Source organism: Mesorhizobium sp. B3-1-6, from assembly GCF_006439555.1.
Lineage (GTDB): Bacteria > Pseudomonadota > Alphaproteobacteria > Rhizobiales > Rhizobiaceae > Mesorhizobium.
Window position 1 is genome coordinate 23510 of sequence record NZ_VFTM01000008.1, and the last position, 25393, is coordinate 48902.

A 25393-nucleotide genomic window follows, 5' to 3' on the forward strand; every position below is an offset into this window, starting at 1 on the left:
TAACATGCAGCCGGGCCCGGGCTCTCTTCATGAATTGGGGGTAGCCCAAATGCCCCGGTTCGCACCCCCTCATACAATTGGAGCATGCCTGCCGACGGCCGCAAGGATGTCTCGTGCGCTTTTTAACGGTCTCGCAGCGCTTCCTGCTTGTATTTCGCCAGCGGCGAGAGAAAGTAGCCGATGATACTGCGCGCGCCGGTCTTGATCTCGATCGTCACCGCCATGCCCGGACCGAGCTTGACGAGCTTGTCGTCCACCTGCATGTACGCACGGTCAAGCGAAACGCGCGCGGCATATTCCAGTTCCTGACCCCTCGGCTCACTGTCGCTCTGCTCTGCGCCCGATACGCGGTCGTTCGAATCGCTCTGCCTCTCGCGAGGTATGGCGTCCGGTGACACGCTGAGCACTTCTCCATGAAGAAGCCCGTAGCGGGTGAAGTTGAATGTGTCGACCTTGATTTCCGTCTTCTGTCCCGGGTGGACGAATCCGATATCTCGGTTGGAGAGCATGGCCTCGATTTCGAGATGGCTCTCGCTCGGAACCACCACGGCCAGTGGCTGAGCAGGCGTAACCACGCCTCCCACCGTGTGAATGGCGAGTTGTTGCACGACGCCGTCGACCGGCGCGGTCAATCGTTGGAGCTTCGTGCGCTGCTCTGCCTTGATCTCCTCCTGCTCGGCACTCTCAACCCTTTGGTCGGCTTTCGCGAGTGCGTCATAGGTCGCGCGCCGATACTCCGCGGCGGTCTTTTCCTTCGTCTCCCTTAGCACCGCGATGGCTGCATCGGCTTCGCGCAGCCGGCTCTGCTGCAGGTTGAGATCCTGCTGAAGGCTGACCAACTCCTGATACTCGGAGAGATAGTCGACCTTCGAAGCAAGCGCGTTGTCGACGAGCTTCTTGCGAATGTCGACTCGCTCCTGCAGCACCGGCGTCGTCGCCTGGAGCTTCGCGACGCTTGCCAAAGTAGTCGATCGTTCTGCTTCCCTCTGATTCTGCTGGCGCTCGATCTCCGCGAGCTTGGCGTTCTGTTCGGCGACCTGACTGATCAGAAATTGACGATGCATCTCGATCTCCCCGGCGCCCGCGCCCTGCGGCGGCCGGAAGGCCGCGAGCGGATCCTCCGCGAGCGCCGCGCGCAGCCGGGCGACGTCAAGTTCGGCCGAAAGAAGATCGCTCTTCTGGCGCTGCTGGTCGGCTTCCGTCATGGTCGGGTCCAGCTCGATCAGCACGTCGCCGGCCTTCACGCTCTGTCCATCGCGTACGTTGATGGCGCGGACAACGCCCGTCTCGAATGGCTGAATCAGCTTGCTGCGCCCGTCTGGCACAATCTTGCCCGTCGCGGTTGCGACGATATCGATGCTGCCCAACGATGCCCACACCAGCGCGACGCAGAAGACAGCGACGATACTCGCCGCGATCGCGCGGCCGATCGGTGACGGCGGCGTTTCGGTGATTTCGAGCGCTGCCGGCAGGAACGCAACTTCGTGCTCCCGGCGGCGAACTTGGGCTCTCGGAAATGGGACGATGTTTCGGCTAGCGGACGTCATGGATGCCAGCTTGCAGATAGTGGAGGTTTGCGTAGCGCCCGTTCGAGCGGATTAGGTCATCATGGGTGCCATCCTCGACGATGCGTCCATGCTCGATCGTGATGATCCGGTTCGCGTGGCGCACGGTCGAGAGCCGATGAGCGATGACGAAGACGGTTCGGCCGGCAGAAATTCGTTTCATGTTCTGCTGAATGGCGCGCTCGCTTTCGTAATCCAGGGCGCTGGTCGCCTCATCGAGGATGAGGATGCGCGGATCGGTAATGAGTGCCCGGGCGATTGCGACACGCTGGCGTTGCCCGCCGGAAAGACTGCTGCCGCGTTCGCCCACGATGGTGTCATAGCCCTCGGGCAGTTCCAGGATGAAATCGTGAGCGCCGGCAAGCGAGGCCGCTGCAATGACGCGCTCCATGGGCATAGCCGGATCAGCGAGCGCGATGTTCTCGCGAATGGATCGGTTGAAGAGCACGTTCTCTTGCAAGACTACGCCGATCTGGCGTCGAAGCCAGGTTAGGTCGACCATCGCCAGATCGACGCCATCGACCAGCACGCGTCCACTCTCCGGCACATAGAGCCGCTGTATCAGCTTGGCGATGGTGCTCTTGCCGGAGCCCGAGGAGCCCACGATGCCGATGACCTGACCGGACTCGACGCTGAACGATACATCGTGCAGCACCTCGGGGCCGTCGACTCGGTAGCGGAAAGTCGCGTGCTCGAATGTCACCTGCCCGCGGATCGCCGGCAGTGCGGCGCGGCCAGGATTGAAGCTTGGCTCGGGAATGGTGTTGAGGATATCGCCGAGACGATCGATCGACAGGCGGGCCTGATGGAAATCCTGCCAGATCTGCGCGAGCCGCAGCACAGGCATGCTCACGCGCGCGGCCAGCATATTGAATGCGACGAGTTCGCCGACGGTCAGGTCGCCGCCGATCACGAGCTTGGCGCCGAAGTAAAGGGTTGCGGCGACGACCAGCTTGTTGATCATCTGCACCGCCTGGCTCGCCGTATTGTTCAGGCTGAGCACGCGGAAGCTTGCGGTCACATAGGCGGCGAGCTGCTCCTCCCAGCGGCGCTGCATCTGCGGCTCGACCGCCATGGCCTTCAGCGTCTCGACGCCCGTGACGGTCTCGACCAGGAAAGCTTGATTCTCCGAGCCGCGATCGAACTTCTCATCAAGGCGCCGGCGAAACAGCGGCGCAGCTCCCGCAGAAATGCCGATGTAGAAAGGGAACGACGACAGGACGATCAGCGTCAACGGAGTCGTATAATAGAACATCACCGCAATGAAAACGACGGTGAAGACGAGATCGATGACAAGCGTGAGCGCCGAGCTTGTCAGGAACTGCCGGATATTCTCGAGCTCGCGGACGCGTGCGACTGAATCCCCGACGCGGCGTGTCTGGAAATATGCGATCGGCAACGCCATCAGGTGACGAAACAGCCGGGCGCCGAGCTCGACGTCGATGCGGTTCGTCGTGTGCGCGAACAGATAGACGCGCAGCGTGCCGAGAACAGTTTCGAAAACGGTCAGGGCGATAAGGCCCGCGACCAGGACGTCGAGCGTGCTCATGCTTCGATGCACGAGCACCTTGTCGATGACCACCTGGAAAAACAGCGGCGAGATGAGGGCAAAGATCTGAAGGAAGAATGACGCGATCAGCACTTCGCCGAGAAGATGGCGGTACTTATGAACCGCGCCGAGAAACCAGCCGATGTCAAACCGCCGGGACAGGTCCGTCAGGGCCGCGCGCCGGGTCATCAGGATGATGTCGCCGTCCCAGATGGACTCAAGTTCGGCCCGGGTCATTGTAATGGGTTGCGGCGACGATGGGCGCTGAACGAGGAGCTTGTCGTCGACGACTTTGCCGAGGATCAGGAATCCACCGTCCCGAAGCACGGCGATTCCCGGCAGCGGAGTAACCGCAAGCCGATTCCAGCTCGTCCTCTGTGCCCGAGCCTTGAGTCCGAAATCCTTTGCACAGCGCAGGACTTCGGTAACACCCACTCGCGCCGCGCCCATGCGATGCCGGATTTGGTCAGGCTCGGCCGCGATGCCATGGCAACGCAGCAATATCGCCAAGGCGATGAGCCCTGAGTCATCGCCGCTCTCAGATGCAGTGCCCGCCGCCTGGGCGGCCTTATCGCCTTGATCGGCGAAACGAGCACGCATCAAGATATCGCAGGCGCGCCGTGCCAGATCATGCCCGCGGCCAATAAGGGCCTGAAGCGCCCGCTGCGCAATGTTCTGTGATCCAGCCAAGATCAAACGGCCGTCCCAGATTGCTTCGAATTCCGCGCGCGTGATCAGCTTCGCATTTGACGAGGGCGGATGCAGCACAACCGCGCCTTTGTCGCTGACCTTGCCGAGAAGCAGAAATCCGCCATCATGCAGTGAAGCGATGCCGGGCAACCGGATACCCGCAAGTTGTTTCCACCGTGTCTTGCGCGAACCGACCTTAAGCCCGAACTCTCGGGCGCAACGAAGCATCGCGCGGATGCCGATTGCACCGCCGCCGCCACAGCGATCGCGGATCTGGTCGGGCTTAGCGTTTACGCCATGAAAGCGAAGGAACAGAGCCAGGGCTCGAAATCCAAAGTCTGCGGCGTGGGCATTCTCGTTCTGCATCGCCATTCCGGCTTAACCCTTCGCGGATACGCGTCCGCGTTCGATGTTCCTTCTCAGCACAAACTTGACGGTGCCGCACCCAGGCGCTGAAGCCCCTGGGTGCGGAGGCGATCAATGTTGCGGTCTGGTCAGGTACGAGTCGTGATTCCAGTTGGCTCCATTCGACAAGGACGCCACGATCTGACCGGGGTCGACGTGGCCCGAGTGGCCGGCCAGGTACTGGTTCAGCACCGCAAAACTCTGGCTTGCCAGGGACGCCGTGGCTGTGCCGGTCGCAAGCGGATGATCCGCCACGGCACTGTTTCGCGGCGCAAAGGTCGTAGTGGGGCCGGCGACCAGGTTCTTATGCTCGTGCAGCAGCGCAAGGCCCCGGGTTACCGAGGACCCTAGCGACGTAGCGGGAGCATGCTCATGATCCGTCTGGGCGATCACCCGCGGCGAAGTCGTGGTGGCCGCAGGCCGAGGATCCGTTACGGCGATGGTCCGTGGCGAGGCTGTCGCGACGGCGCCGGTGACCGGATCCTTCGCCGTTGCAGTCAGCGTGAGTGTCGCCACCGGATGAGCCGCGCCCTTATAGTTCGATTGCAGCGTCAATCCGCTGTCGACCTGCGCGGCCGTCAAGGTGATGTTCTTGCCGGCAAACGTCTTGCCGTCGAGTTTGTCGGTGATCCTCTCGTACCTCGGCAAGCCCGTCACCTTCACGGTCACGACATCGTTGGGGTCGGTCGTTGTCACCTTGACCCCTAGGTCGACCGTACCGCCCAGCCCGCTCACGTTGAGCGTGGGATCCGCGATGGTGAGGACCGGCGCGATCGATGGTGGGGTGGTTGGAGTGGCTGGGGTCGTTGGCGTCGTTGGCGTTGTGGTTGGGGTCGATGGGGCTGTCGATGACGTCGCGACATGGAGACCGGAGAACGTCTTCACCGCGCCCGCAAGATTAGCAGCGACACCGCTCGCGTCCTTGATGCTCGCACCGTTCGGTAGATTGACCCCGGTGATGGCGAGCGCCGAGGTATTGGTGTCCGTCGACGCGACAGTTGTGCGAAAGTTGAGCGCGCCCGTTCCGGAGCCGCCCACATAGGTGGCGGTCGCGCCATTGTTGAGAGATAGCGTCGGCGTGCCCGATACCGCCACTGCCTCGTTGAAGCCGAGTGTCAGCGTGACCGCGTCTCCAACGTGCTCGGTACCGGTTCCCGGCGAGGCTGTGGCCTGCGTCACCGCCGGCAAGACCGGATCGATCTGGAGACCGGAGAACGTCTTCACTGCGCCCGAGAGGTTCGCCGCAATACCAGATGCATCCTTGATGCTCGCGCCGCTCGGAAGATTGGCTCCGGTAATGGCGAGCGCCGAGGTATTCGTGTCCGTCGGCGCGACGGTGGTGCGGAAGGTGAGCGCGTTCGTGCCCGAGCCGCCGACATAGCTGGCCGTTCCGCCGTCATTGAGCGACAGTGCAGGCGTACCCGTGACGGTCACCGCCCTGTTAAAGCCGACCGTCAAAGTGATGGCATCGCCGGTATGCTCGATCCCCGTTGCCGGTGAAGCGGCGACCTGCGTCACCGCCGGCTGGGTCACTGCCGGCTGCGTCACCGCCGGCTGGGTCACTGCCGGCTGCGTCACTGCCGGCTGGGTCGTTGACGGCGTCGTGGAGGTTGACGATATCGTCTGGGGACTGACGTTGGCACCCGTGACGGTGTCGCCGCTGCCCGCTTTTTGATAGAGCTGGACCTGGTCGATCTGCATCTGCATCGACGAAGGGGTCGAGCTATCCAGCGCCGTATGCCATCCGGACGCGTTCGAATTCGCGACCCCATTGTTCATCATCAATTGCATCGGTTCATCCGGGATCGCGACCTGTGCGCTGGTCACTTGCGCCATCTGCTTCCCGTCGAGATACCAGGTGATCGATTTGCCAGGATCCCAGTAGATGCCGTAGGTGTGGAAGCCGGCCGTGAGGTCGATGCCGCTGTCGATGGTGTCGCCGACCCACCCTGACGGCCCGTGGAGGTGCCAGGAGAAATTCTGGTCCGCCGGTCCCGAACCGGTAAATCCACCCTCCTGTATATCGAGCTCGAAATTGTCGCCGCTGCCCGCGCCATTGCCGGGCATCAGCCAAAGGCCCGGCCATGCGCCGTCGCCGCTCGGCGCCTTCATACTGATTTGAAGGTAGCCCCCGTTGAATTCGAAGTTGCCGTAGCTGCTGACGGCGCCGGACGTGACCGGGAACGTCTGTGCCGTCCCCCCCTGATTGACACCGCTGATGGATTGTCGGATCGCCGTGAGATCCAAGGTCCCGTTGCTCACGGACACCTGGCTCGGCACATCGTAGTCGGCATTATACGGGCCGCCCGGCGTACTTCCTCCCGACCCGTTGGTATTCCATGGCCAGCCGTTGGCGGCTTTGCTTGTGATGTAGGTGTGCCAATCGCTGCCGAGCGCCGTACCGGAGAAGTTTTCCTGATAGACGAGGTCGCTAGAGGCAAAGCCTACGGGTGCGGAGAGAGCCATTCCGTGATCCTTCTTTGGCGTTGAAAACAGAGAATTCCACTGCCGCGCATCGCCAACTGCGCGACATGTCGCATGTTCGCAGCTAGGCAACGCGAACTGATTTCAAGCTCGCAGCCAGGCAACGCGAACGGATTTCAAACTCGCAGCTAGACAACGCGGACTGATTACAAAGTAGCGGAGATTTGGATGTCCTCGCCCCAGACATCCTGGTCGAGCGAGCTCAACGTTGAACCCACCATCGAAGGCGACTTTTGTCGACGGAAATGCTCGTCAGGCGCTCGCCTTTGAGCCCATAAACGGTGTCGCTACCAACGCGCGAAAGGAGTTCAACGGTTTGAGCCGCAGCCGGATAAAAGTTGAGCGCATCCCTCTCGGTGGACGTGCCACCGAGCGTGCTATCTAGTATAAGCACAGCAGTTCCTTAGTTCATTGCGTCTTTTTTTGTTTTCATTCCACCCGCGCCCCTAAGCAAACACAGGCATTTCCGCATTCTAATTTACGCACGCACACCATCTGTACCTGCGTGAATTGATCACTTGAGGACGATGTACGTGACATGAGCGACCATACTACCATTTGCGGCGAGAATGAGGCTTGGTGCGGTATTATTAACACATTCCTAATGTAACTTATAAACACGTCCTAATATAGAAAGTGATCGAACGGCCGCACCGAGACAGCCTTCCGGACGCCCTACCAAAACCGTGTCCGTCCGCTGAGATGTTGCGCTCGCTGGGCGCCCGTTGGTTCGAGCGGGCCGTTCGCATTTGAGGTCGTCGAGAGGGGTGGGCGGGATTGTCTTCCGATGCTGCATGGCGGACGAGCCGTCGAGCCTATTGCTGGAGCTGCCGACCCGGATGTTCGACCACCGTTGGCGCGCCGATGCGCTTGGCCGAGGTCAGCCGTTGCGCCGTTGATCACGCTCCAGTCTCTACACGTGTTGCTGAGCGACGTCGCCAACACGCAGCGGCGATGCCCGCGTCATCCGCTTTCAATGATCGAAGGCGGAAGGCCTGGCACCGTTATCGGGCGCGGTCTCTATAGCGCTGGACAGCCGTTCGATCGCAACGCCAACGATGCCTCATCGGCATCGTGTTTTTCAAGATCTGAACAGCGCCAAGACGTGCAACCGCATCCAAGGGGAGAGTGCGATCGTTTGGGTGGCTTGTTGAAATGGCTGGAACGTGGCGCTACGGCGCGAGGGCGCTTCGTCGCCCCGGGACCGCCCCGCGGATTGTCAAATTTGAACCGCGCGACCAATCGCCAAAGCTCCACCTCATGGCCCTCTGCCAACCGCCTGGCCTGCTCTTTCGCCGCAACGTCGTCTATGCAGGCAAGGTTGATCCCGCCCTTGAACTGGCCGCGTTCGTCCAGAACGTAGAGCCGATAGTGCTGCATCGCTTGTTCTCGATCAGGATTGCCAGTTCGTCTCGGCGCCAGTTCCATTTGTATTGAGACCTCCAGCAGCGCGGCGCTGTTGTCGCCGATCGCTCCACTTTTGTGTACTTGCAAAACAAAGACGCTGCATAACGACATGCCCGAACATAGAATGTATATCTTCCGCTAGTTGCATGTCATTCACATTGACCCAAACCACGTGTTGGGCGATCTGCCGGAGTGTTCCTCCGCCATATCCACAAAGACCTAACGTAACTGCGCCATGATCATTGGCGTATCGAACAGCGCGCAAAACGTTTTCTGAGTTTCCGCTTCCCGAAATTGCGATAACCAGGTCGCCCTCGTTCAGGATGTTCTTCAGCTGCTCGACGAACACATCTTGGAAAGAAACATCGTTCGCGTACGCGAATGTGAGGCCCACATTGTCGACCAGCGTTCGGCCACGAAAAGGAAGCTTCGTAGAGAGATAGATGCTCTTATTCCAGTCCGTAATGAAATGTAGCGCCGTGAGTGAACTGCCACCATTTCCAAGCGTGATTATCTGCTTGCCGTCCTCTTGTGCCTGCGCGACCAAGGCCACCGCATTATCGAAGCTTTGGTGGTCCAACGAAGCCAGGACGATCTCAAGTTTCTTGAAATAAGCTTGAGCGCTGCCGTCAAGATTTTTTGGGTTGGCTCGGATGTCGGTTGATTGAGCACTGCCGCCAAAATGTTTCATTGGGTGGCCTCCGATGTTGGTTGATAATGAACGATGCGACTACCGGCGAAGTCAAACTTCACAGGAAAATGCTTTAGCTCCCCGAGAGCCACTTTGATTGCGTCGTGGCGATCGAGAGGCGCGAAGAACAGGAGAAAACCTCCTGCGCCTGCTCCGAGTAGCTTGCCGCCCGTAGCACCTGCCCGTAACGCAGCTCGGTACCAGCCATCGATCGCATCGTTAGTGATTTCTTCGGAGAGGCTCTTTTTTAAGAGCCAGTTCTCGTGGAGGATTTCGCCGAAGGCGTTGAGGTTACATCGATGCAGTTCATCACGAAGGCGATACGTGAGCTCGACCATCTGCCTCAGCGCTTTTCGCTTGTCCGGTGCCCTTGCGATGCCCTCCGATTGTCGGACGAGAATGTCTGACGCGCTGCGCGTCATGCCGGTGTAAAACACAAGAACTTGCTTCTCGATGGAAGCGATAAAATCACGTGGGCATATCAGCGGCGACACCGAGACGCGATCATCAGAGTGAAACTCGATAAGATTCAGCCCGCCGAAGGCGGCGGCGTATTGATCTTGCCTTCCAATGGGCGCGCCACAACGTTCGATCTCTATGCAACAACTGTCAGCACCGAGCTTTGCCTTCGAAACATACTGCCCCCGAAACGCGTTCAGTGCATGCAGAAGGCCAACAGTAAAAGAACTCGATGATCCAAGTCCTGTTCCCATCGATGGAATATCGGCGATGGTTGTTATCTCGACACCTCCGCGAATCCCGAGGTATTCCATCGTAGCTCTTACAATTGGGTGCTGGATATTCTCGACGCTCTCTACCTCTTCTGTTTTTGAGTAGGCGATTCGAGTGCCGTTATCGAATTTACGGTTCACGTTAACGTAAACGTACTTGTCGATCGCAACGCTTAGGACGGCGCCACCCTCCTGCCGATAGAAGGCAGGAAGATCGCTGCCACCTCCCACAAAGCTGACTCGAAGTGGCGTCTGACTGATAATCATCCGACCGCCTCAATCAGCTCGATCGCCCGCAATCGGACGCAATGATTGGCGCTCGTTCGCGATGCCAGCACGATCGGTGCCTCATCCTCCTGGCGCGAACGGTAGATACTCGCTGCAGCCTCTCGATCCACACCTCGCCGCGAGTATTCTCGCGTTACTCGGCACCTCCTCAGCTCCTCATCGATATCGACGAAGAACGTGTGTGCACGACTGGGCAAAACCACATCGGAGAGCGAGAGAGCGACGGCCCCTTCCACGATCAGGACGGTTTCCGGAGAAATAGTTATCTTTTCTGATTTCGGATGCGATACGCGGCCCAGCTTTTCGTAGTAGGGCAGATCGTGCGTCTCGCGAGAACGAACTCCCACCAAGCGGCTTAGAACCTTCCTGATCTCGCTCACATCATAGCGACCCATCACCGTTGGTTCGCGATTGGCGACGGACCGTATCCAGCGATCAAGAGCAACGACCTGCGCATCAAAGCCGCGCCCGCGAAGGACCTCCGCGATAGCGCTGGAAAGGACGCTCTTTCCGCTCCGGGAGAGGCCCCCCACGAAACAGACGTCCCCCGGCTTCACATGCGCGATCAGATCAGATGCCGTGTCTATCAAGATCGGGTGACCGGTGAGAATGAACTTGGCAGCCTCGAACAAGTCCGAAACGGTATAATCGGGCATTACATGATACTTGCTATCCAACCCGCCTGCGCCCGTCTCGACCAGGATCGATCTGATGCCAGATCGTTTTGCGAGAGCAACGTCCGTAGAGGAATCGCCGATGATCCAGGACTGACTGCGATCGATATTGAATGTTTGGACCGCCTCATCAACCAACCCGGTAGAAGGTTTGCGGCAATTGCAGCGGACCTTCAGCGCTTCCACCTCACCGATAAAGCCGCGGTCTGGATGGTGCGGGCAGAAATAGATGGCATCGACAAAAGCTGCACGGCGGCCAAGCTCAGTCTCCATCTTGTTATGGATCATCCGCAGGTCTCGTACAGAGCAATCGCCCCTCGCCACAACGGGTTGGTTAGTGACGACGATTGTCCGGTATTCGGCCCGGTTGAAACTGGCGATCGCGGCCGCGGCCCCCTCAATCAGTTCGAAGCGTTCGGGACGATCGATGTGTCCATGGTCAACATTGATGCACCCATCCCTGTCCAAAAAGACTGCTTTCTGCGGAGAGGTGAGTGAAGCCCGCGCTATGAGGCCCGATTCAAGGTCGGCGCAAACCTTGTCGAGTCTCGCCGGGGTTCCCGCGTCTTTTATGTACTCGGGGCTGCCATAGCTTCTGATTTCCGCGCCGGCGCGAAGCATTTCGGGAAACAGGTCCTTGCCGAAATCGAGCGGAGTTGCTGCCGCGCGCCAACGGAGAAGAGCTTGTTTTCGAATGTAGTAAAGAGCCGCGCTGACTTTGTTTGGATAATAGCAACCCGGGTCGCGTGGATATGGATGGAACGCGGTAACCACGCCGTCTTCCGACGTTTCTATCAGATCGGAATCATGCGGGTGATCATTCGGATGGGTGAAAACGGTTGCCGCCGCCGCCTTGTGCTTTTCATGGAAGCACTTAAAGCGGGTCAGATCGATGTCGAGCATCGTGTCGCCGTAGATCGTAAGGAAGTCGTCGTCGAGCAGATCCAAAACGGCCAAAACTGCCCCAGCTGTCCCAAGCGGCGCACCGTCATCTATGCAACGAACGTCAATCCCCCAATTTTTGCGCTGATTGCAAAACTCCACGATTTGCTCGGCTGCGTGGTTCACCAGGATCAAGATCCTCTCAATCCCGTGTTGCTTGGCGAGGACGATTTGATGCTCAAGAAGTGGCTTGCCACCAATGTTGGCCAACGACTTAGGCAAATCACCTATCCGGCCCCTGAGCCGCGTCCCTCGACCACCCGCAAGTACAACGGCCTGGGCCTGCATCACGGGTGTCCTTCCTGCCGCACGATTTCTACGACGGCTTTTCGAACAGCGTCAGCCGAACCAAGCTGGGGCCGCCAACCGAGCGCACGGAGTTTTGCTATGTCATAGGAAAATCGGGGAACATCTCCCGTCCAACCGCGATCTTCAAATCCGTATTCGATCCCCGCGCCCGGTGCGACAGCCTCGACAGTCGTTTCCGCTATAAAGCTAACGGTTACCCCTTTGTCCTCAGGACCGATATTGTAGCAGCCAAGCCGCTCGGATGCGTTTGCACGCAAGTAGACAATCGCATCAATCAGATCATTGACATGAAGATATGCCTTCCGTTGCCGCCCCGATCCCAAAACATTCAGCTTGCTTGGTGAAACCCTTAACTTTCTGACGAAATCCAGAATGACACCATGGGTTGCTGGGACACCGATCACGTTCGGAAAGCGAAAGATCAACGCCCGAGCTAACCAGTTCTCGACGGCAGCGCTGATTAGCGCTTCCGACGCGAGCTTCATGGCACCGTAATTGGAAATCGGCAGCAGCGGCCCGACATCCTCTCTAATCGGAGCCTCCCCCAAATCGCCGTACACGGCTGAGCTGGATGCAAAAGCAAGGAACGGAACCCCCGCTTCCTTCATTGCGTCCAACACGTTGAACGTCGATAGAAAGGTATCGCGTAGATCAACAGAGGCATCGGCGATTCCGGCAGGAATGTCCGAATTGGCAGCCATGTGCCAGACTTCGGAAATCGGAATGCGTTTGTGACAATTCATAAAGCGGCTTCTCACCGCACCCGCGTCTGAGAGATCCACTTTCTCAAAAATGAACCTCTCATGCGTGAGAAGCTCGTTCAGGTTTTCGCGAGAACCGCGCGACAGGTTGTCAAAGCCAAAGACCGGATATCCACGATCAACAAAGATCCTTGCAAGCCTGCTTCCTACAAAGCCCGCAACTCCCGATACAAAAATAGCGCGCGATTCAGCCAATGGGATTGCGCCTTCCTCTAGTGCGCAAGCTTTCGCTGGGGCCGGGAGTTCGACCGAGCTGGGCGTTAAGCTCTTCGCTCGTCGTTAAGGTCATGCGTCTCATGCGTCTTTCTCAAGCATCGCATGGTTCTCTCCGATCCGCGATCATTCCTCAGGAGTAGCCCCATTTTGCAGATCCCGACTGAATCGCACCGCGCTTGCCTTTGCGGCGACGCCAACGACCATCCCAAGGACGGTCGAGGCGCTCACGGTCTGTTCACGCGAAGCGCGTGCGCGGCAGTTCGCGCAGATGTCGATGCTGCCGCGGATCCTTGCGATCGTGCCGAACCCCACAATTTCGCCGTCTGTGTCGCTGGCGCATCGAGACGGGTCTTCGATCAAGGATATCGACGCAACGTCCCTGATGAGGGTCGGTCGCGGCCCAGCGAGAAGCTCCGAAACTCGATTCCGAGCTGCTTGAGCTGTTCTACGCCGGGAACCTCCGCCGCCGGGTGAACAAGCCCAAGGATGGAGTCGGATCGGAAGGGCAGGGGGACATGCAGGGCCTCAGCTGCCTTCAGGACCCCACTGACGATCTGCCAGGGAACGGGAGCGGCGCGCAATGTTCTGCCTTGTGACGCTGCGATCTCTTGCATGAGCCTTCGAAACGGTACGGGTTTCGGATGGGCCAGCCCCACTGGTTCCGGCAGGGGCATGTCCGACTCGGCAATACGCACCATGGCGGCCGCCATATCCACTTCATGCACGGTGAACTGATGGGAACGTGCCCCGATGAGAGGTGTCATCGGCAGGTTGGTGAGCTTACGGAGCGCGCCTGCCATTCCGCCCCAACCGGGGCCGTACACCAGTCCGAGGCGGGTGGAGACCCCTCCCAGGCCGCTGGCCGTGCGCTCGCAGGCCAGTTTCGCCTGACCGTACAACTGTCGGGTTCCCTTATAGGCGGACATCGAGGAGATAAAAATGACCCGGCGAACCCCTGCGTCGGCGGCATTGCGGAGCAGGTGCTGCGAGCCGGACACATTGACACCCCACACTTCACCGGCGCTGACGAGAGTCAGGTCCCATGCACCGTGGATGAGCACATCCAGGTCGCTGAGAGCCGCCCCCGATGGCGGGCGCTTGATCTCGTATGGGCGCCACTCGGCGACGCCGGCGGCAGATTCGGAGGTCACCCGGTTCGAACGGGCGAAGCCGATGACCTCATGCCCTTCTTCGGCGAAAGCGGCGCGCAGGATGGTCCCGACATATCCGTTGGCTCCGGTGATACCGACCCGCATGGAACGCTCAACCCGTCAGCTGCATCGCTTCGCAGGCGATGCGATGGGAATTGGCCATCACAGTCAGGGTAAAGGTGGTAGCTGGAACATTCGGGAAAACCGATCCGTCGATGAGATGGATCCGGTCCCAGCGCGCCAGCCGCCCGAGGCGGTCTGTCGTCGCACGTCCGCAATCCGGCTCTCTGGCATGGGGAAAGCTGCCGCCAAAGTGGTAGCTCTTGGCCCCGCCCGACCACAGCATCTGCGGCGTGACTGGCCACAGGTCAAGGTAGGGTGCAGCCTTGCGGATCCGCTTAATTACGTCAGGCAGCATCGGAGGCACATTCTTGCCCCTGACCTTGGCCTCGCTGAAGCCCTCCGAAGTGAGGGTGATCTGGGGTAGCTCATCAGGAGCTGCGGACACCTGGGCGCTGACCCGGACCTTGGGTGACGCCCAGGATGGCAAGTAGCCCAGGCCTACCGTCAACCGGCTCAGGAGCCGATCCGTTGCGAAGGCGGCAGCGCGGTGTTGGAAGAAACCGGGAAGCGCATCTTGGTATGCCTGGTTGAACGGATAGAAGTGAATCAATGAGACATCGAAGCCCTCGTCGTCCTGGACGATGGCCATGGTGAATTGGTTGAGCGTGAACTCGCGCCTTGTGCGTGGGTCGGGGGTCGGCTTCATTGACATCATTGGAAGAACGAACTGGGCCGATTCCGAAAGATGTACCGGCTGGCCAGATCCGAGCGAGCCCAGGATCAGCCGGGTGGTCCCGATTGCTCCGCAGCCCACGAAGACCCGGTCGGCTGTGAATCGCCGGATCCGGCCGCTGGACAGCTCCCGGGCCTGCACGACGGCCGTGGCACCCTCCTGGTCGACTCGCACCGCGAGCAGCCCGCTATGGTAGTCGATCCTCCCGCTGCGCCTGAAGCGATCGAAGCTGTGCGAGGCCGAAAAGATCAGCGACCGCGGGCACCCGGTCATGCATAGGCCGCAGGGCTGGCATTCGGGCGCCGAGAAGGCGAGCCGGGCGCGGCCTATCGTTATTCCAGCGGAGCGCACTCGATCGCGGTGCCTGTCGTAGTTGGCCAGGACCATCTGCGTGCGCGGCGCCAGCGGCGGAAGCGGGTCCGGGGATCCGATGAGCGGGAACCACTCCTCGAGATCGTCGGACTCTCCAGCGAAAGGAATGTGACCCAGGATCGTCCGATAGTGCTCTTCCATATCCGAGAAGTCGAACGGCCATCCCTTCAACGTGGCGGCGCTGAAGGGCATGATCTGGGCCCCCCAAACATTGCTGAATCCCCCGTAGGCGCTTGATATGACAGCCGAGTTGACTCTACCCTCGGAGTGGACGCCGTCGAGCTGACCCTTGTTGGCAAAAGGGAAATCGGATCCGTAGCTTCTCTTTTCAGGCAGCGAATCGGATTGGAGCCGCTTGGGTTGCAGGCTGATCCGGCGGACGTCCTCCTCGTCCCAGTCGTCGACACGCAGCTTGGACAGCCTGGAGATCACCTCCTGCGTCTCCGCCTCCAGCACGGTGCCCGGATCGAACACGGTTATCTTCTCGTCCGGTTTCTCGGACAGCGCCAACACGGCGGCGGCTGCAGCCGGACCCGAACCAATGATTATCGAAGACGGCATCTACTTCCCGCGGCCACCGCCTTGCGCGGCTGTGTCCAGTATCTGCTTGGTTGCCTGTTGGCGCCGCCGGCGAAAGCGCCGCACCAGCTCGATCCGGCCGGCGATGTGGCCTGCCGCGGCCAGCCCCACGCCAGCGACTATTGCTGCGGACCGGGCCAGTCCGGCGGCGTCACCCTTGGCCGCTTGCAAAATCTCCCTCGGCACACCCTTGGTCAGCGCATGCCAGACGAAACGGGCCTCTGCACTCAGCGTGGCGGCGTCGCCCATCTGGGCAAAGGCCTCGACCTTCCCCTTGTTGACGAAGAAGCAGCGACGCCAGAAGTACTTCCAGGTCGCCCGTGAGGCCGGTACAAAGTGGCGGACGGTCGCCGCCGGTTCATAGATGACCGCCTCACTGCCCTTGATGTGCGCCACGCGGTGGCACATGTCCATGTCGTCGTGCCTGTCGGAATGGAACCCTCCCACCTCCTCGAGGAGGATCCGCCGCACCGACATATTGGCTCCTATGAGGCGGGCCAAAGGGCCTCGGCTGGTCGGAAGGCCATCATAAGCACATCCGAACACCCAGTCGAACTGCACAGGGAACCAGGCCGGGCGGCCGGTCTCGAAAACCGGTATGGGGCGCCCGCCGACGGCGCCGATGCGCTCATCCTGGTACGGGGCGGTGAGAATCTCGAGCCAGTCCTTGTCGGCCGCTGCATCGTCATCCAGGAACGCCAGGATATTTCCGGCAGCGGCTTCGGCTGCGGTGTTTCGGGCCGACCCCAGATGCCCGTCATGCTTGTTCTGTATCACCCGTACCGGGGGAGTGGATGCGGCGAAATCAGCCCACTGCGCGGCACAACGGCGAAACAAGGGCTGATCGACGCATAGGATGATCTCGCAGGGCTGCAAGGTCTGCTCCTGTGCCGAGGCCACCGACTGGAGCATCAGCTCCCATCTTTCCTCAGTGTAGGCACAGATAATCACCGAGATCGTGGGGGAAATCTGCCGACGCTCGCTGCCGACGCCATCCTCGGGCTGCTCGGTTCGCGATCCAGGCTGACCGGTTGTGGCAGCGGCAACGTCAGGTTTGCGGCGGGCGAGACCGATACTTGGCTTGCGGACGTGGCTTTCCTGGCCAACGCCGATCGGTGGACCCGATTGCGCAATACGCATTTAGGAATTCTCCCGACTTGAGCTGCCAATGTGTTCCCAAACTCTTCGATAAACCGGGCGATGGTCCGGCGGCGCACCGCCGCGGCGTCGTCGTTCAAATCGTCCGAACGATCGAGTGTGGTCGGCACAGATCACGACGCTGGCGAGAACGCGGGTGACCTCGTCCTGCGATCCGTAGGTCAGATAGTGGTTGTTTACGCCGGTCACGAAGAACGGCTTGCCGTCCAACGTGAAGTTCGTTCCGGAAGCATTGCGCAGCCAGTATTTCGCCCGTTGCCAGCCAGCCATCATCCCTGCATGTGGCTCTCGCCGGGCGCCGAGTGCAACGGCCCCTAAGGATTACCTCCTCTGGCCTCGCACAGCCCCGCATTGATCGGGCATAGTGGCATCTGGCTTCGGGTGCTCGTCAAAGCTGTCGTCTGCTTGAAATTCGCCGTGAGAACAACAATGCGCATTTGCTTGAGTCTCGATCCGTCGCGGCTGCTGCGCTGGCATCTGTGGCTGGCGGAGGCGCTTGCCGAAGTGCCCGGCAACGATGTCTCCTGCGCTTTCGCGGCTGGCTGCCGCCCGCTGCCGTTGATCTTCCGCCTGTTGATCGAACTCGAACGACTACTCTATGGTTACCGTGTCAACGGTGTCACCGGCTCCGTCGAGGCGGAGCTGCGATCCCTGCCGCCGCCGCCGGCCGACCAAGTGGATGTGGTGATCAATTTGAGCGGCGAAGAGCCGCTCCCGTCGGGACGACGCGTGCTCACTCCACTCTTCAACGGGCTACCGAGCGAGATCGGAGTCATGACGGCCTTGGCGAATGATCAAGACCTTGTCGTCGACCTCTACGATACGGCGCGCCCGTCGCAGCCGTGGATGGCGCGTCCGGCCAGTGTGGACCGTAAAGTGTTCGCAGCGGGTCTCGACAGCGTCCTCTCCTGCGCTGTGGCGCTGATTCTAAAAGCCTTGCGCGAGGAAACCAGTTCAGCTCCGTCCGGTGTCCCCGGTCCGCCGACGGCCGCGCCTTCGCTCGGCGCGCTTTCGGCCATTGCATGGGAGGCTGGCACGGCGGCATCGAAGGCAATCGCGTTCTTGGACAGGTTGGCGAGAGGCGGCAGATCGTGGGGGATCGGCTGGCGCTTCGATCAGGCGGCGAGTCTGCTCGACAAAGGCGAAGCAGCTTTCAGCGTGCTCACCGGAGACACCGGCAGCTTCCTTGCCGACCCGTTCCCGTTCCGGTATCTGGGGCAGGATTTCATCTTCGTCGAACAGTACCTCTACTCAAAGAACCGGGGGTGCATTGCTGTCGTGACAGCTGACCGGAGCGGGACCGCCGGCGCACCTCAGATCGTCTTGGAGGAGCCGCACCACCTCTCGTACCCGTTCGTGTTCGAGCAGGACGGGCAGGTCTGGATGATCCCCGAATCGGGGGCGGCAAGGAATGTCAGTCTCTACAGGGCAGTCGAATTCCCGTACCGGTGGAAGCGGGAGGCCTGCCTCCTGGAAGGCATTGAGGGCTACGACACCACGCCGCTGCGCCATGAGGGCGGCTTTTGGTTTTTCGTCAGCCCAAGGCTGTGGAGGTCCACGTCCTGGGATGTCCTAAGCCTCTACCATGGCGAGAGCCTGACGGGGCCTTGGACGCCCCATGCCGCAAACCCCGTCCTGCTCGATGCTGCGCTCAGCCGCCCCGCAGGCGCTGTCATCCGACACGGCGGACGCCTGCTACGCCCGGTCCAGGACTGCGCTCGCAGCTATGGCGGCGCGGTGACGTTCTGCCGGATCGATGCGCTCGGCGCGTCTGCGTTTGCCCAGACCCCGGTCGGTGGCATTTGGTCCGAAGGGTTCGGGTGTCACACCTACAACCGCCGGTCTGGCCTGGAGGTGATCGACCTGTTCGGTCATGTCCGTGGTTTGCGCCACGTCACGACCTCGTATCGGCCGCTTGCACCCGAGGTGCCGGCCTCAACGTCGCATGGGTGGCCCGTCTCTCGTCCGGGACAGTTGGCGTGGCCAGTTGATCGGGCCCACGACGCCGCCCGCGAAGGGCCGGGCGGCCTCGACCCTTCTCGCGCGTAAGATTAAGGGGTAGCCCGGAAATCACGGCCGAATGAAGAAGCGAGCCCACATGCGGAGCCTCGCAGTTCTGGCCAATGGCAATGTCGGCGTTGCGCGCGAGGTTCATCGCGCCGGCGATGTTCGCCACATTCTACACTGCTTGCTCGGAGAGCCTGTCGCCCGGGATCCCGGCCGCAGGTCGATGATTGTCCTCGCTGGCGTGAAGGCATCGCGCTGCTGTCGGTTCCTCACGTCTGGCAGCGCTGACGACGCAACTGGTGAAGGTGATCGTGCCGCCACCGTGCCATCTGCCTTGGTTGCTTGGCCCCGAGCTAACCTGAAGGGATAACCACAAAGAGCTAATCACCTATGGTGCTTTCTAACCATCTATTGGAGCTTCCATTGCGGGGTCCCATCAGCAATGCTCACTCAACTCACGTTCTTGTTTCATCTGATCTTTTCAGCATGTCTGGGAGTCTGCGTATGATTAGAACAGTTGCACCCGGGGGCGTGGCTGCAATTCTGTGTCGGTTCCTTTCCGGAACCTATTGTTCGGACCATCATCGCGCCGGGCGCCTGTCGGCAGTCTTGGCGCGTTTCCAGCCCGCCCCCCGCGGCCCATCGCTCGACCGTGCAGCGCTGCCATGAATGCCGGTCTCTCCAGTGTACTCACCCCCGTCAGTGCCGTATCGCCGCCTGACCCAATTAAGTTCGGGCTGCCGCAATCGCTGGCTCTGCCCCGAGTAAGCTTCATCGTGCCGACGCTCAACGAGGCCGAGAACCTCCCTTGGCTTCTGCCGCGCATCCCCACCTGGGCGCACGAGATCATCATCGTGGATGGCCGTTCGACCGACGACACCGTCGCGGTCGCGCGCCGCCTACGCGAGGACGTGAAGGTTGTCATGGAGCCCCGGCGGGGCAAGGGCGCTGCACTGCAAGCGGGATTCCGGGCCGCCACAGGCGACATCATCGTCATGCTGGACGCTGACGGCTCCATGGTCCCGGAGGAGGCGATCGTCTTTGTCAGTGCGCTGATGGCCGGCGCGGATCTCGTCAAGGGTTCACGCTTTATCCAGGGCGCCGGCACCGACGACATGTCGCTGTTCCGGATGTTCGGCAACAGGGGGCTGACCCTGTTCGTGCGGCTCCTCTATGGCGGTTGGTTCTCCGATCTATGCTACGGATACATCGCCTTCTGGACCAAGCACGTCAGCACGCTCAATTGCGACTGCGATGGGTTCGAGATCGAGACCCTCATCAACGTGCGGGCCTTGAAGAACCACCTCAATATCGTCGAGGTGGCGAGTTTCGAGGCTCCGCGCATCAGCGGTGTGAGCCATCTGCGCGCCATCCCAGACGGCTGGCGCGTCCTCAAGACCATCTTGCGTGAGTGGGTGTACCAACAACACGGGCGGGGCGCGACAGCCTGTGATGATGGCGGGTAAGCCTGATGCGAATCCTGATGGTTGCCGCTCGCTGCTACCCCTTCATGGGCGGCACTGAAACTCACATCCAGGAAGTCGGTCCCCGCTTGGCAGCGCGTGGCCACGCGGTCGACGTGCTCACTACCGATCCCTCGGGGGAGCTGCCGGTTGAGGAGGAGGTGCGCGGCATGCGTGTGCGGCGCGTGCCGGCCTGGCCAAGGGAACTAGACCTCTATGTGGCACCCGGCATTTATACCGCGATCCGGCGCGGGGCTTGGGATCTGATCCACTTCCAGGGTTATAGCACTTTCGTGGTGCCGATCGGACTGCTCGCGGCCGTCCGCGGGCAGCTGCCGTTCGTCCTGACCTTCCACAGCGGCGGGCATTCCTCCCGACTGCGCAACGCCATACGCAGCACCCAGCATATGCTGCTCCGGCCGCTGGTAGCCCGGGCCGCGCGGCTGATCGGCGTCTCCGAATTCGAAGCCGACTTCTTCAGCCGGAGGATGGGCGTGCCGCGGGAGCGGTTTGTCGTCATCCCGAACGGCGCCGCGATGCCGGCTCCGAGCCCCGGCGTCAAGGTCGATCCGCACCTGATCGTCTCGGGCGGCAGGCTGGAGCGCTATAAGGGCCATCACCGGGCGATCGCAGCCTTGCCCGAACTGATCCGCCGGGTACCGGACGTGCGACTGCACATCGTCGGTACTGGCCCATACGAGGGAGAATTGCGGCGCCTCGTCGCGACGCTCGGCCTCGAGAGGCGGGTCACAATTGCCGGTATCCGCGCCTCAGAGCGGCAGGAAATGGCAGATCTACTGGCGAGCGCCGCGCTGTTCGTGCTGTTCAGCGAATACGAAGCCCATCCGGTGGCCGTGATGGAAGCGCTGTCGCTGCGCCGTCCGGTCCTCGTCAGCGACACGTCCGGTCTGCGGGAGCTGGCCGCCAATGGCCTGTGCCGGGCGATTCCGCGCAACGCCGATCCGCGAGAGCTGGCCGCCGCCATGGCCGAGGAACTGGAGGCCCATCGGGAGATCCCGGATTTGGCGCTGCCCGACTGGGATGCCTGCGCGCAAGCACTGAGCGACGTTTATTGTGATGTCCTGAGCAGCCGATCCACGGTTCGCTCGGCCCCCGGCGGCATGACATCCTGGCCTCCCGCGACGAGGGTATGATGCTGATGACGCAGGCTCATTTCACCGCGGGAACCAGGATCAAACCACTCCAGGCCGGGATACGGCTTTTATCGGCCGTTATCGGTCCCGATCTTCACGGCCGCAGCGCCGATGCCCCGCCGCAACAGGCCAAATACGGTTGGATCGCGATACTGTGCCTGACCGTCGCCACGGCTCTGCTCCTGGTCGTGGCCGGGCACGCAGCCGGGCGCCGGGCCTATGACGTGGCGCCCGCGCTCTTTTGGTCCGGTATGGTCCTCCTGGTCGTTCCGATCAGCCTCCGCATCGCTTGGCCGACGACAGCCCGAGGTGAGCGCCTGTTCCTCCTGTTCCTGCTTGTCGAAGCTCTGTTCTATTGCAAGAAGGTCTATTCCCCGACGAGCTTCAGCGGTTACGACGAGTTCTTGCATTGGATCGCAGCCGAAGATCTCATCACTGCTCACCGGCTGTTTCTGCCCAACCCGCTTTTCCCGATCGGGCCAACGTATCCCGCCCTGGAAATCGTGACGACGGCGATCGTCGATCTGACGGGACTGCCCTTGTTAGTGGCGGGAACGCTCCTATTGGCCATCCTCAAGGGCACGTTCATCGGTGCCCTGTTTCTGTTCCTCGAAAGCATCGTCGGATCGCCGCGTATCGCGGCTATCGCCTGTCTGGCCTACATGGGCTGCTCAACCTTCTTCCTGTTCGACTCAAGTTTCTCCTACCAGAGCCTCGGCATCGTGCTGTGTGTGCTGGCTTTCGCGGTCGAAGCGGCGTCCAAGGATCTCGTCGGGAGACTGAGGCTCAAGTCGCTGGGGCTGATAGCCTTGCTGCTGGCAAGCCTCGCGGTCACACATCACGTCTCGGCCGCCTTCGCCGCCATCTATTTCGGAGCGCTGGCGGGTCTCGAAGCTTTGCGCCGTCACGATCCCATGCGGATTGAGGCCAGGATCGGCGTGGGTCTCACGGCGATCCTGGCCATAGCCCTGCCGCTCCTGTGGATGCAGTTCCGTGGCATCCCTCTCGCAGGCTATCTCGGCCCGGTGATCGGGGCCGGCTTCCAGTCATTGCTCGGCATGATCCTTGGCACCGCCACCTCGGCGTCGGAACATCTTCAAGCGCCGGCCAAGGCCTTCTACCTGCAACTGACCACCTTGCTGGCGCTCCTGCTGCTGGCACTCGGACTGTCAACGGGATTCTTTCGGTCACTCGCCATCGCAGCGCTCGGTGGTGCGCGGCCGGGTTGGCTTCCGATCCGGGACATTCTCAAATGCCGCTGGCGTGACAGCCGCCTCCTGCTCCTCACCTTGCTGGCCTTCGGGCTCCCGATCTCTGTGGCCTTCCGACTGACCGCCACCGGATGGGAAATCGGCAACCGCATGGGAACGTTCGTGTTCATCGGCGTTGGGCTGGTCGTCGCGGTGAGCATCGTCCACTTCTGGCAGGGCCGCGCGCCGCGCGGGTGGCGCCGCATCGCGCCCGCCGGTGCTCTGGCGGTCATCGTCCTGGGCGGCGTCGCGAGCTCCACGATCAATCCGATCGATGGGCGCTATAGAGTGGCGGCCGATCAGGAATCAATCGAGCCCATGGGGATCGAAACGGCACGCTGGGCCAAGGAATGGCTCGGTGCCGGCAACCGCTTCATCTCCGACCGCATCAACAGCATTCTGCTTGCGAGCTACGGCCGGCAGGACGTCAGGGTCAAGATCAGAGAAGGCATCGATTCCGCGAGCATATTCGAAGGCGAGACATTGGGGCCAGGGGAGTTTTGGGCTTTGGCGGGAAGCAACATCGATTTCCTGCTGGTCGACCGGCGCCTGAGCACGGCTCCGCCAGTGCTCGGCTTTTACTTTCAGCCGTGGCAACGGCGGCAGGGAACGCCGCTCTCGGGTGCAGCGCTCCTTAAGTTCAATGACGTCAAGGGCGTCACCCGCATCTACGACAATGGGTGGATCGTCATCTACGACGTGAGGGAATTGCATGAGAACCATTAGCAAGCGGGACCTTCTGGCCGCATACCTTTGGGCGGGGGCCGCGGTGGCGGCCGTTGCTTTCAGCGACAGCGCGCTCCTCCGAGTTGCCCTGGGCGCACCCGTGGTGTTCCTCGTCCCGGGCCACACGGTGTTGCGGGCCATCGGCGTCAGTACGACCTCCGCGTTGCAACAGATCGTCTACGCGGTCGGAGCAAGCCTCGCCGTCGGCATCGTTGGAGGCTTTGCACTGAACGCCGCAGGCTTCCTGACGCCGCTCGGCTGGGCGCTGTGGTTTTGGATCGTGACGGCCGCCGCTGCACTGGTGGCCGCCGTCCGCCGCGACACTCCCGATCTGCCAGCTTGGCCGGCTCTGGCGCGGGTCCGGGTTTGGCAGGGGGCCGTGCTCATGCTGGCGGTGCTTGTGGCGACCGGGGCCTATGCGTTTGCCGTCAGAGACGAAGCGGCCCACCGGGAATTCAAATACACCGAGTTCTGGTTGTTGCCATCAGCCAGTGGCGAGCGCGACCGGATCACGGTTGGCATCAGGAGCGCCGAGACCCAAACTCAGCGGTTCGACGTGGAAATCACCCTTGATGGGCAACCGTTCGCCGTTTTCCGATCGGTCGCCGTCGCGCCGGGCGATACTTGGGCGCGAGAAATCCCAGTGCCCGCCGCAGCAATCCGCCAGAGGGCCGAAGCCCGGCTCTATCGACCGCAAGACAACCGGCTGTATCGCAGCGTTTCGACGCTAGTGCCGCGCTTCTGAAATGAAGGCTCGATCATGCGCATCCTGCTGCTATCGCAATTCTATCCTCCGGTAATCGGGGGAGAGGAGCGGCACGTCCGCAATCTGGGCGCGGCGCTGGCGCGGCGGGGTCATCATGTCAGCGTCGGGACCTCGATGCATCCCGGATCGCCCGAAACTGAGCTTGACGGCGCGGTCCGCGTGCATCGCCTGCGCGGCACGCTCCAGCGTCTGTCGGGCCTTCACGCCGATCCCGAGCGCCGCCATGCGCCGCCCTTCCCGGATCCCGAACTGGTGCTTGCCCTGAAGCGGCTGGTAGCCCAGGAGGAGCCGGACATCGTTCACGCCCACAACTGGATTTACGCGTCCTTCCTGCCGCTCAAAGGTCTGAGTGGGGCACGCCTCGTGGTTACGTTCCATGATTACGGCCTTGTCTGCGCGAAGAAGAACTTCATGCACTTGGGCGCCCAGCTCTGCAGTGGCCCCGCGGCGGCCAAGTGCCTGCCTTGTGCCACTGGGCATTACGGAGCGGTGAAGGCAGCTGTGACCACCTTGGGTAATTGGGCGTCGAGCTTCGCCGCTCGGCGCGTGGTGGACCGCTTTATCGCGGTGAGCCACGCGGTGGCCCGTCACAACGGACTCACCCAAGGCCACGCCCCTTACGACGTTATCCCCAACTTTGTGCCCGACGATGTCGGGGTGCTTGGCCCAGAAGATGCCTGCCTGCGGGAGCTTCCCGGGGATGGATTCATCCTGTTCGTCGGTGACTTGACGCGCCTCAAGGGCATTGACGTTCTCCTGCAGGCCTATGCCAGTCTGGAGCGGGCGCCACAACTTGTCCTGATCGGGCGCCAGGTCGCCGATACGCCAACCAAATTTCCGCCGAACGTTCGAGTCTTCAGCATGTGGCCGCATTCCGCCATCATGCATGCGTGGCGGCGCTCACTGTTCGGCGTGCTGCCGTCGGTGGGGCCAGAAGCCTGCGCGACAGTGATCATGGAAGCGATGGCGTCCGGAAAGGCAGTTGTTGCAACCGACATCGGCGGCATGCCGGATATCGTCGATCATGGCGAAACAGGCCTTCTCGTGCCGAGCGGTGACGCGCGCGCCCTCGCCAGCGCAATGCAGACACTTATCGAGGACCGCGCCTTGCTCGCCCGCCTGGAGGCGACAGGCCTCGCCCGGATCGAGCGCCTCAAGGCCGGAGTGGTCGTGAACCGGATCGAGCAGGTGTACCGGGACGTCCTGCGCCCAGCCCCCGGAAGATCCGCGGTGCCGGCACAGCAAGGTTCGGGATAGCA

At 61.4% G+C, this 25393-nt stretch carries 17 protein-coding genes; 6 read left to right on the plus strand and 11 right to left on the minus strand.

The features are described from left to right. Window positions 1-122: 122 nt before the first annotated feature. The 11 genes from FJ414_RS09235 to FJ414_RS32080 all read right to left on the minus strand — a co-directional run bounded on the left by FJ414_RS09235 (window position 123) and on the right by FJ414_RS32080 (window position 17038). Entirely contained in the window at window positions 123-1547 is a 1425-nt protein-coding gene (locus FJ414_RS09235) for an HlyD family type I secretion periplasmic adaptor subunit (protein WP_140643719.1), read from the minus strand. After that, complete coding sequence (locus tag FJ414_RS09240) at window positions 1534-4176, minus strand: type I secretion system permease/ATPase (protein WP_181181575.1); 2643 nt, start codon at window positions 4174-4176, stop codon at window positions 1534-1536. Before FJ414_RS09240 ends, FJ414_RS09235 begins: the two co-directional genes overlap by 14 nt. Window positions 4177-4281: 105 nt before the next feature. Continuing rightward, the gene (locus FJ414_RS09245) at window positions 4282-6675 is read right to left on the minus strand and encodes a glycoside hydrolase family 16 protein (RefSeq protein ID WP_140643721.1); all 2394 of its coding nucleotides are present in this window, start codon (window positions 6673-6675) and stop codon (window positions 4282-4284) included. Between the two features lie 1411 nt (window positions 6676-8086). Then, the gene (locus FJ414_RS09255; protein ID WP_140643725.1) at window positions 8087-8791 is read right to left on the minus strand and encodes an SIS domain-containing protein; all 705 of its coding nucleotides are present in this window, start codon (window positions 8789-8791) and stop codon (window positions 8087-8089) included. Beyond that, entirely contained in the window at window positions 8788-9789 is a 1002-nt protein-coding gene (locus FJ414_RS09260) for a GHMP kinase (protein ID WP_140643728.1), read from the minus strand. Before FJ414_RS09260 ends, FJ414_RS09255 begins: the two co-directional genes overlap by 4 nt. Next, complete coding sequence (locus FJ414_RS09265; protein WP_181181576.1) at window positions 9786-11714, minus strand: HAD-IIIA family hydrolase; 1929 nt, start codon at window positions 11712-11714, stop codon at window positions 9786-9788. The genes FJ414_RS09260 and FJ414_RS09265 overlap by 4 nt, the downstream gene beginning before the upstream one ends. Next, entirely contained in the window at window positions 11714-12691 is a 978-nt protein-coding gene (locus FJ414_RS09270; protein ID WP_181167092.1) for an NAD-dependent epimerase/dehydratase family protein, read from the minus strand. The genes FJ414_RS09265 and FJ414_RS09270 overlap by 1 nt, the downstream gene beginning before the upstream one ends. Window positions 12692-13068: 377 nt before the next feature. After that, window positions 13069-13968 carry an NAD(P)-dependent oxidoreductase gene (locus tag FJ414_RS09275; RefSeq protein ID WP_140643734.1) on the minus strand — a complete coding sequence of 300 codons (900 nt, stop codon included), beginning with the start codon at window positions 13966-13968 and terminating at the stop codon, window positions 13069-13071. Between the two features lie 7 nt (window positions 13969-13975). Next, window positions 13976-15544 (minus strand): GMC family oxidoreductase, encoded by a 1569-nt coding sequence (locus FJ414_RS09280; RefSeq protein WP_210239660.1) that lies wholly within the window; start codon window positions 15542-15544, stop codon window positions 13976-13978. A 48-nt stretch (window positions 15545-15592) separates the two neighbouring features. Then, window positions 15593-16750: a glycosyltransferase gene (locus FJ414_RS09285; protein ID WP_140643739.1), complete on the minus strand. Its 1158-nt coding sequence runs from the start codon at window positions 16748-16750 to the stop codon at window positions 15593-15595. Beyond that, entirely contained in the window at window positions 16751-17038 is a 288-nt protein-coding gene (locus FJ414_RS32080) for a hypothetical protein (protein WP_140643741.1), read from the minus strand. Window positions 17039-17197: 159 nt separating this feature from the next. On the opposite strand from FJ414_RS32080, the gene FJ414_RS09295 reads away from it, so the two are divergent. The 6 genes from FJ414_RS09295 (at window position 17198) to FJ414_RS09320 (ending at window position 25391) form a co-directional block, all read left to right on the plus strand. Continuing rightward, window positions 17198-18817 carry a hypothetical protein gene (locus FJ414_RS09295; RefSeq protein WP_140643743.1) on the plus strand — a complete coding sequence of 540 codons (1620 nt, stop codon included), beginning with the start codon at window positions 17198-17200 and terminating at the stop codon, window positions 18815-18817. A 623-nt stretch (window positions 18818-19440) separates the two neighbouring features. After that, window positions 19441-20241, plus strand: a complete 801-nt coding sequence (locus FJ414_RS09300) for a glycosyltransferase family 2 protein (RefSeq protein WP_140643745.1) — start codon at window positions 19441-19443, stop codon at window positions 20239-20241. 5 nt (window positions 20242-20246) lie between these two features. Next, window positions 20247-21392: a glycosyltransferase family 4 protein gene (locus tag FJ414_RS09305; protein ID WP_140643747.1), complete on the plus strand. Its 1146-nt coding sequence runs from the start codon at window positions 20247-20249 to the stop codon at window positions 21390-21392. Continuing rightward, on the plus strand, window positions 21392-23368 hold the full coding sequence (locus tag FJ414_RS09310; RefSeq protein ID WP_140643749.1) for a hypothetical protein: 1977 nt from the start codon (window positions 21392-21394) through the stop codon (window positions 23366-23368). Before FJ414_RS09305 ends, FJ414_RS09310 begins: the two co-directional genes overlap by 1 nt. After that, the gene (locus FJ414_RS09315; protein ID WP_140643751.1) at window positions 23355-24113 is read left to right on the plus strand and encodes a DUF1616 domain-containing protein; all 759 of its coding nucleotides are present in this window, start codon (window positions 23355-23357) and stop codon (window positions 24111-24113) included. The genes FJ414_RS09310 and FJ414_RS09315 overlap by 14 nt, the downstream gene beginning before the upstream one ends. A 15-nt stretch (window positions 24114-24128) precedes the next feature. Continuing rightward, entirely contained in the window at window positions 24129-25391 is a 1263-nt protein-coding gene (locus FJ414_RS09320; RefSeq protein ID WP_140643753.1) for a glycosyltransferase family 4 protein, read from the plus strand. Window positions 25392-25393: the final 2 nt, after the last annotated feature.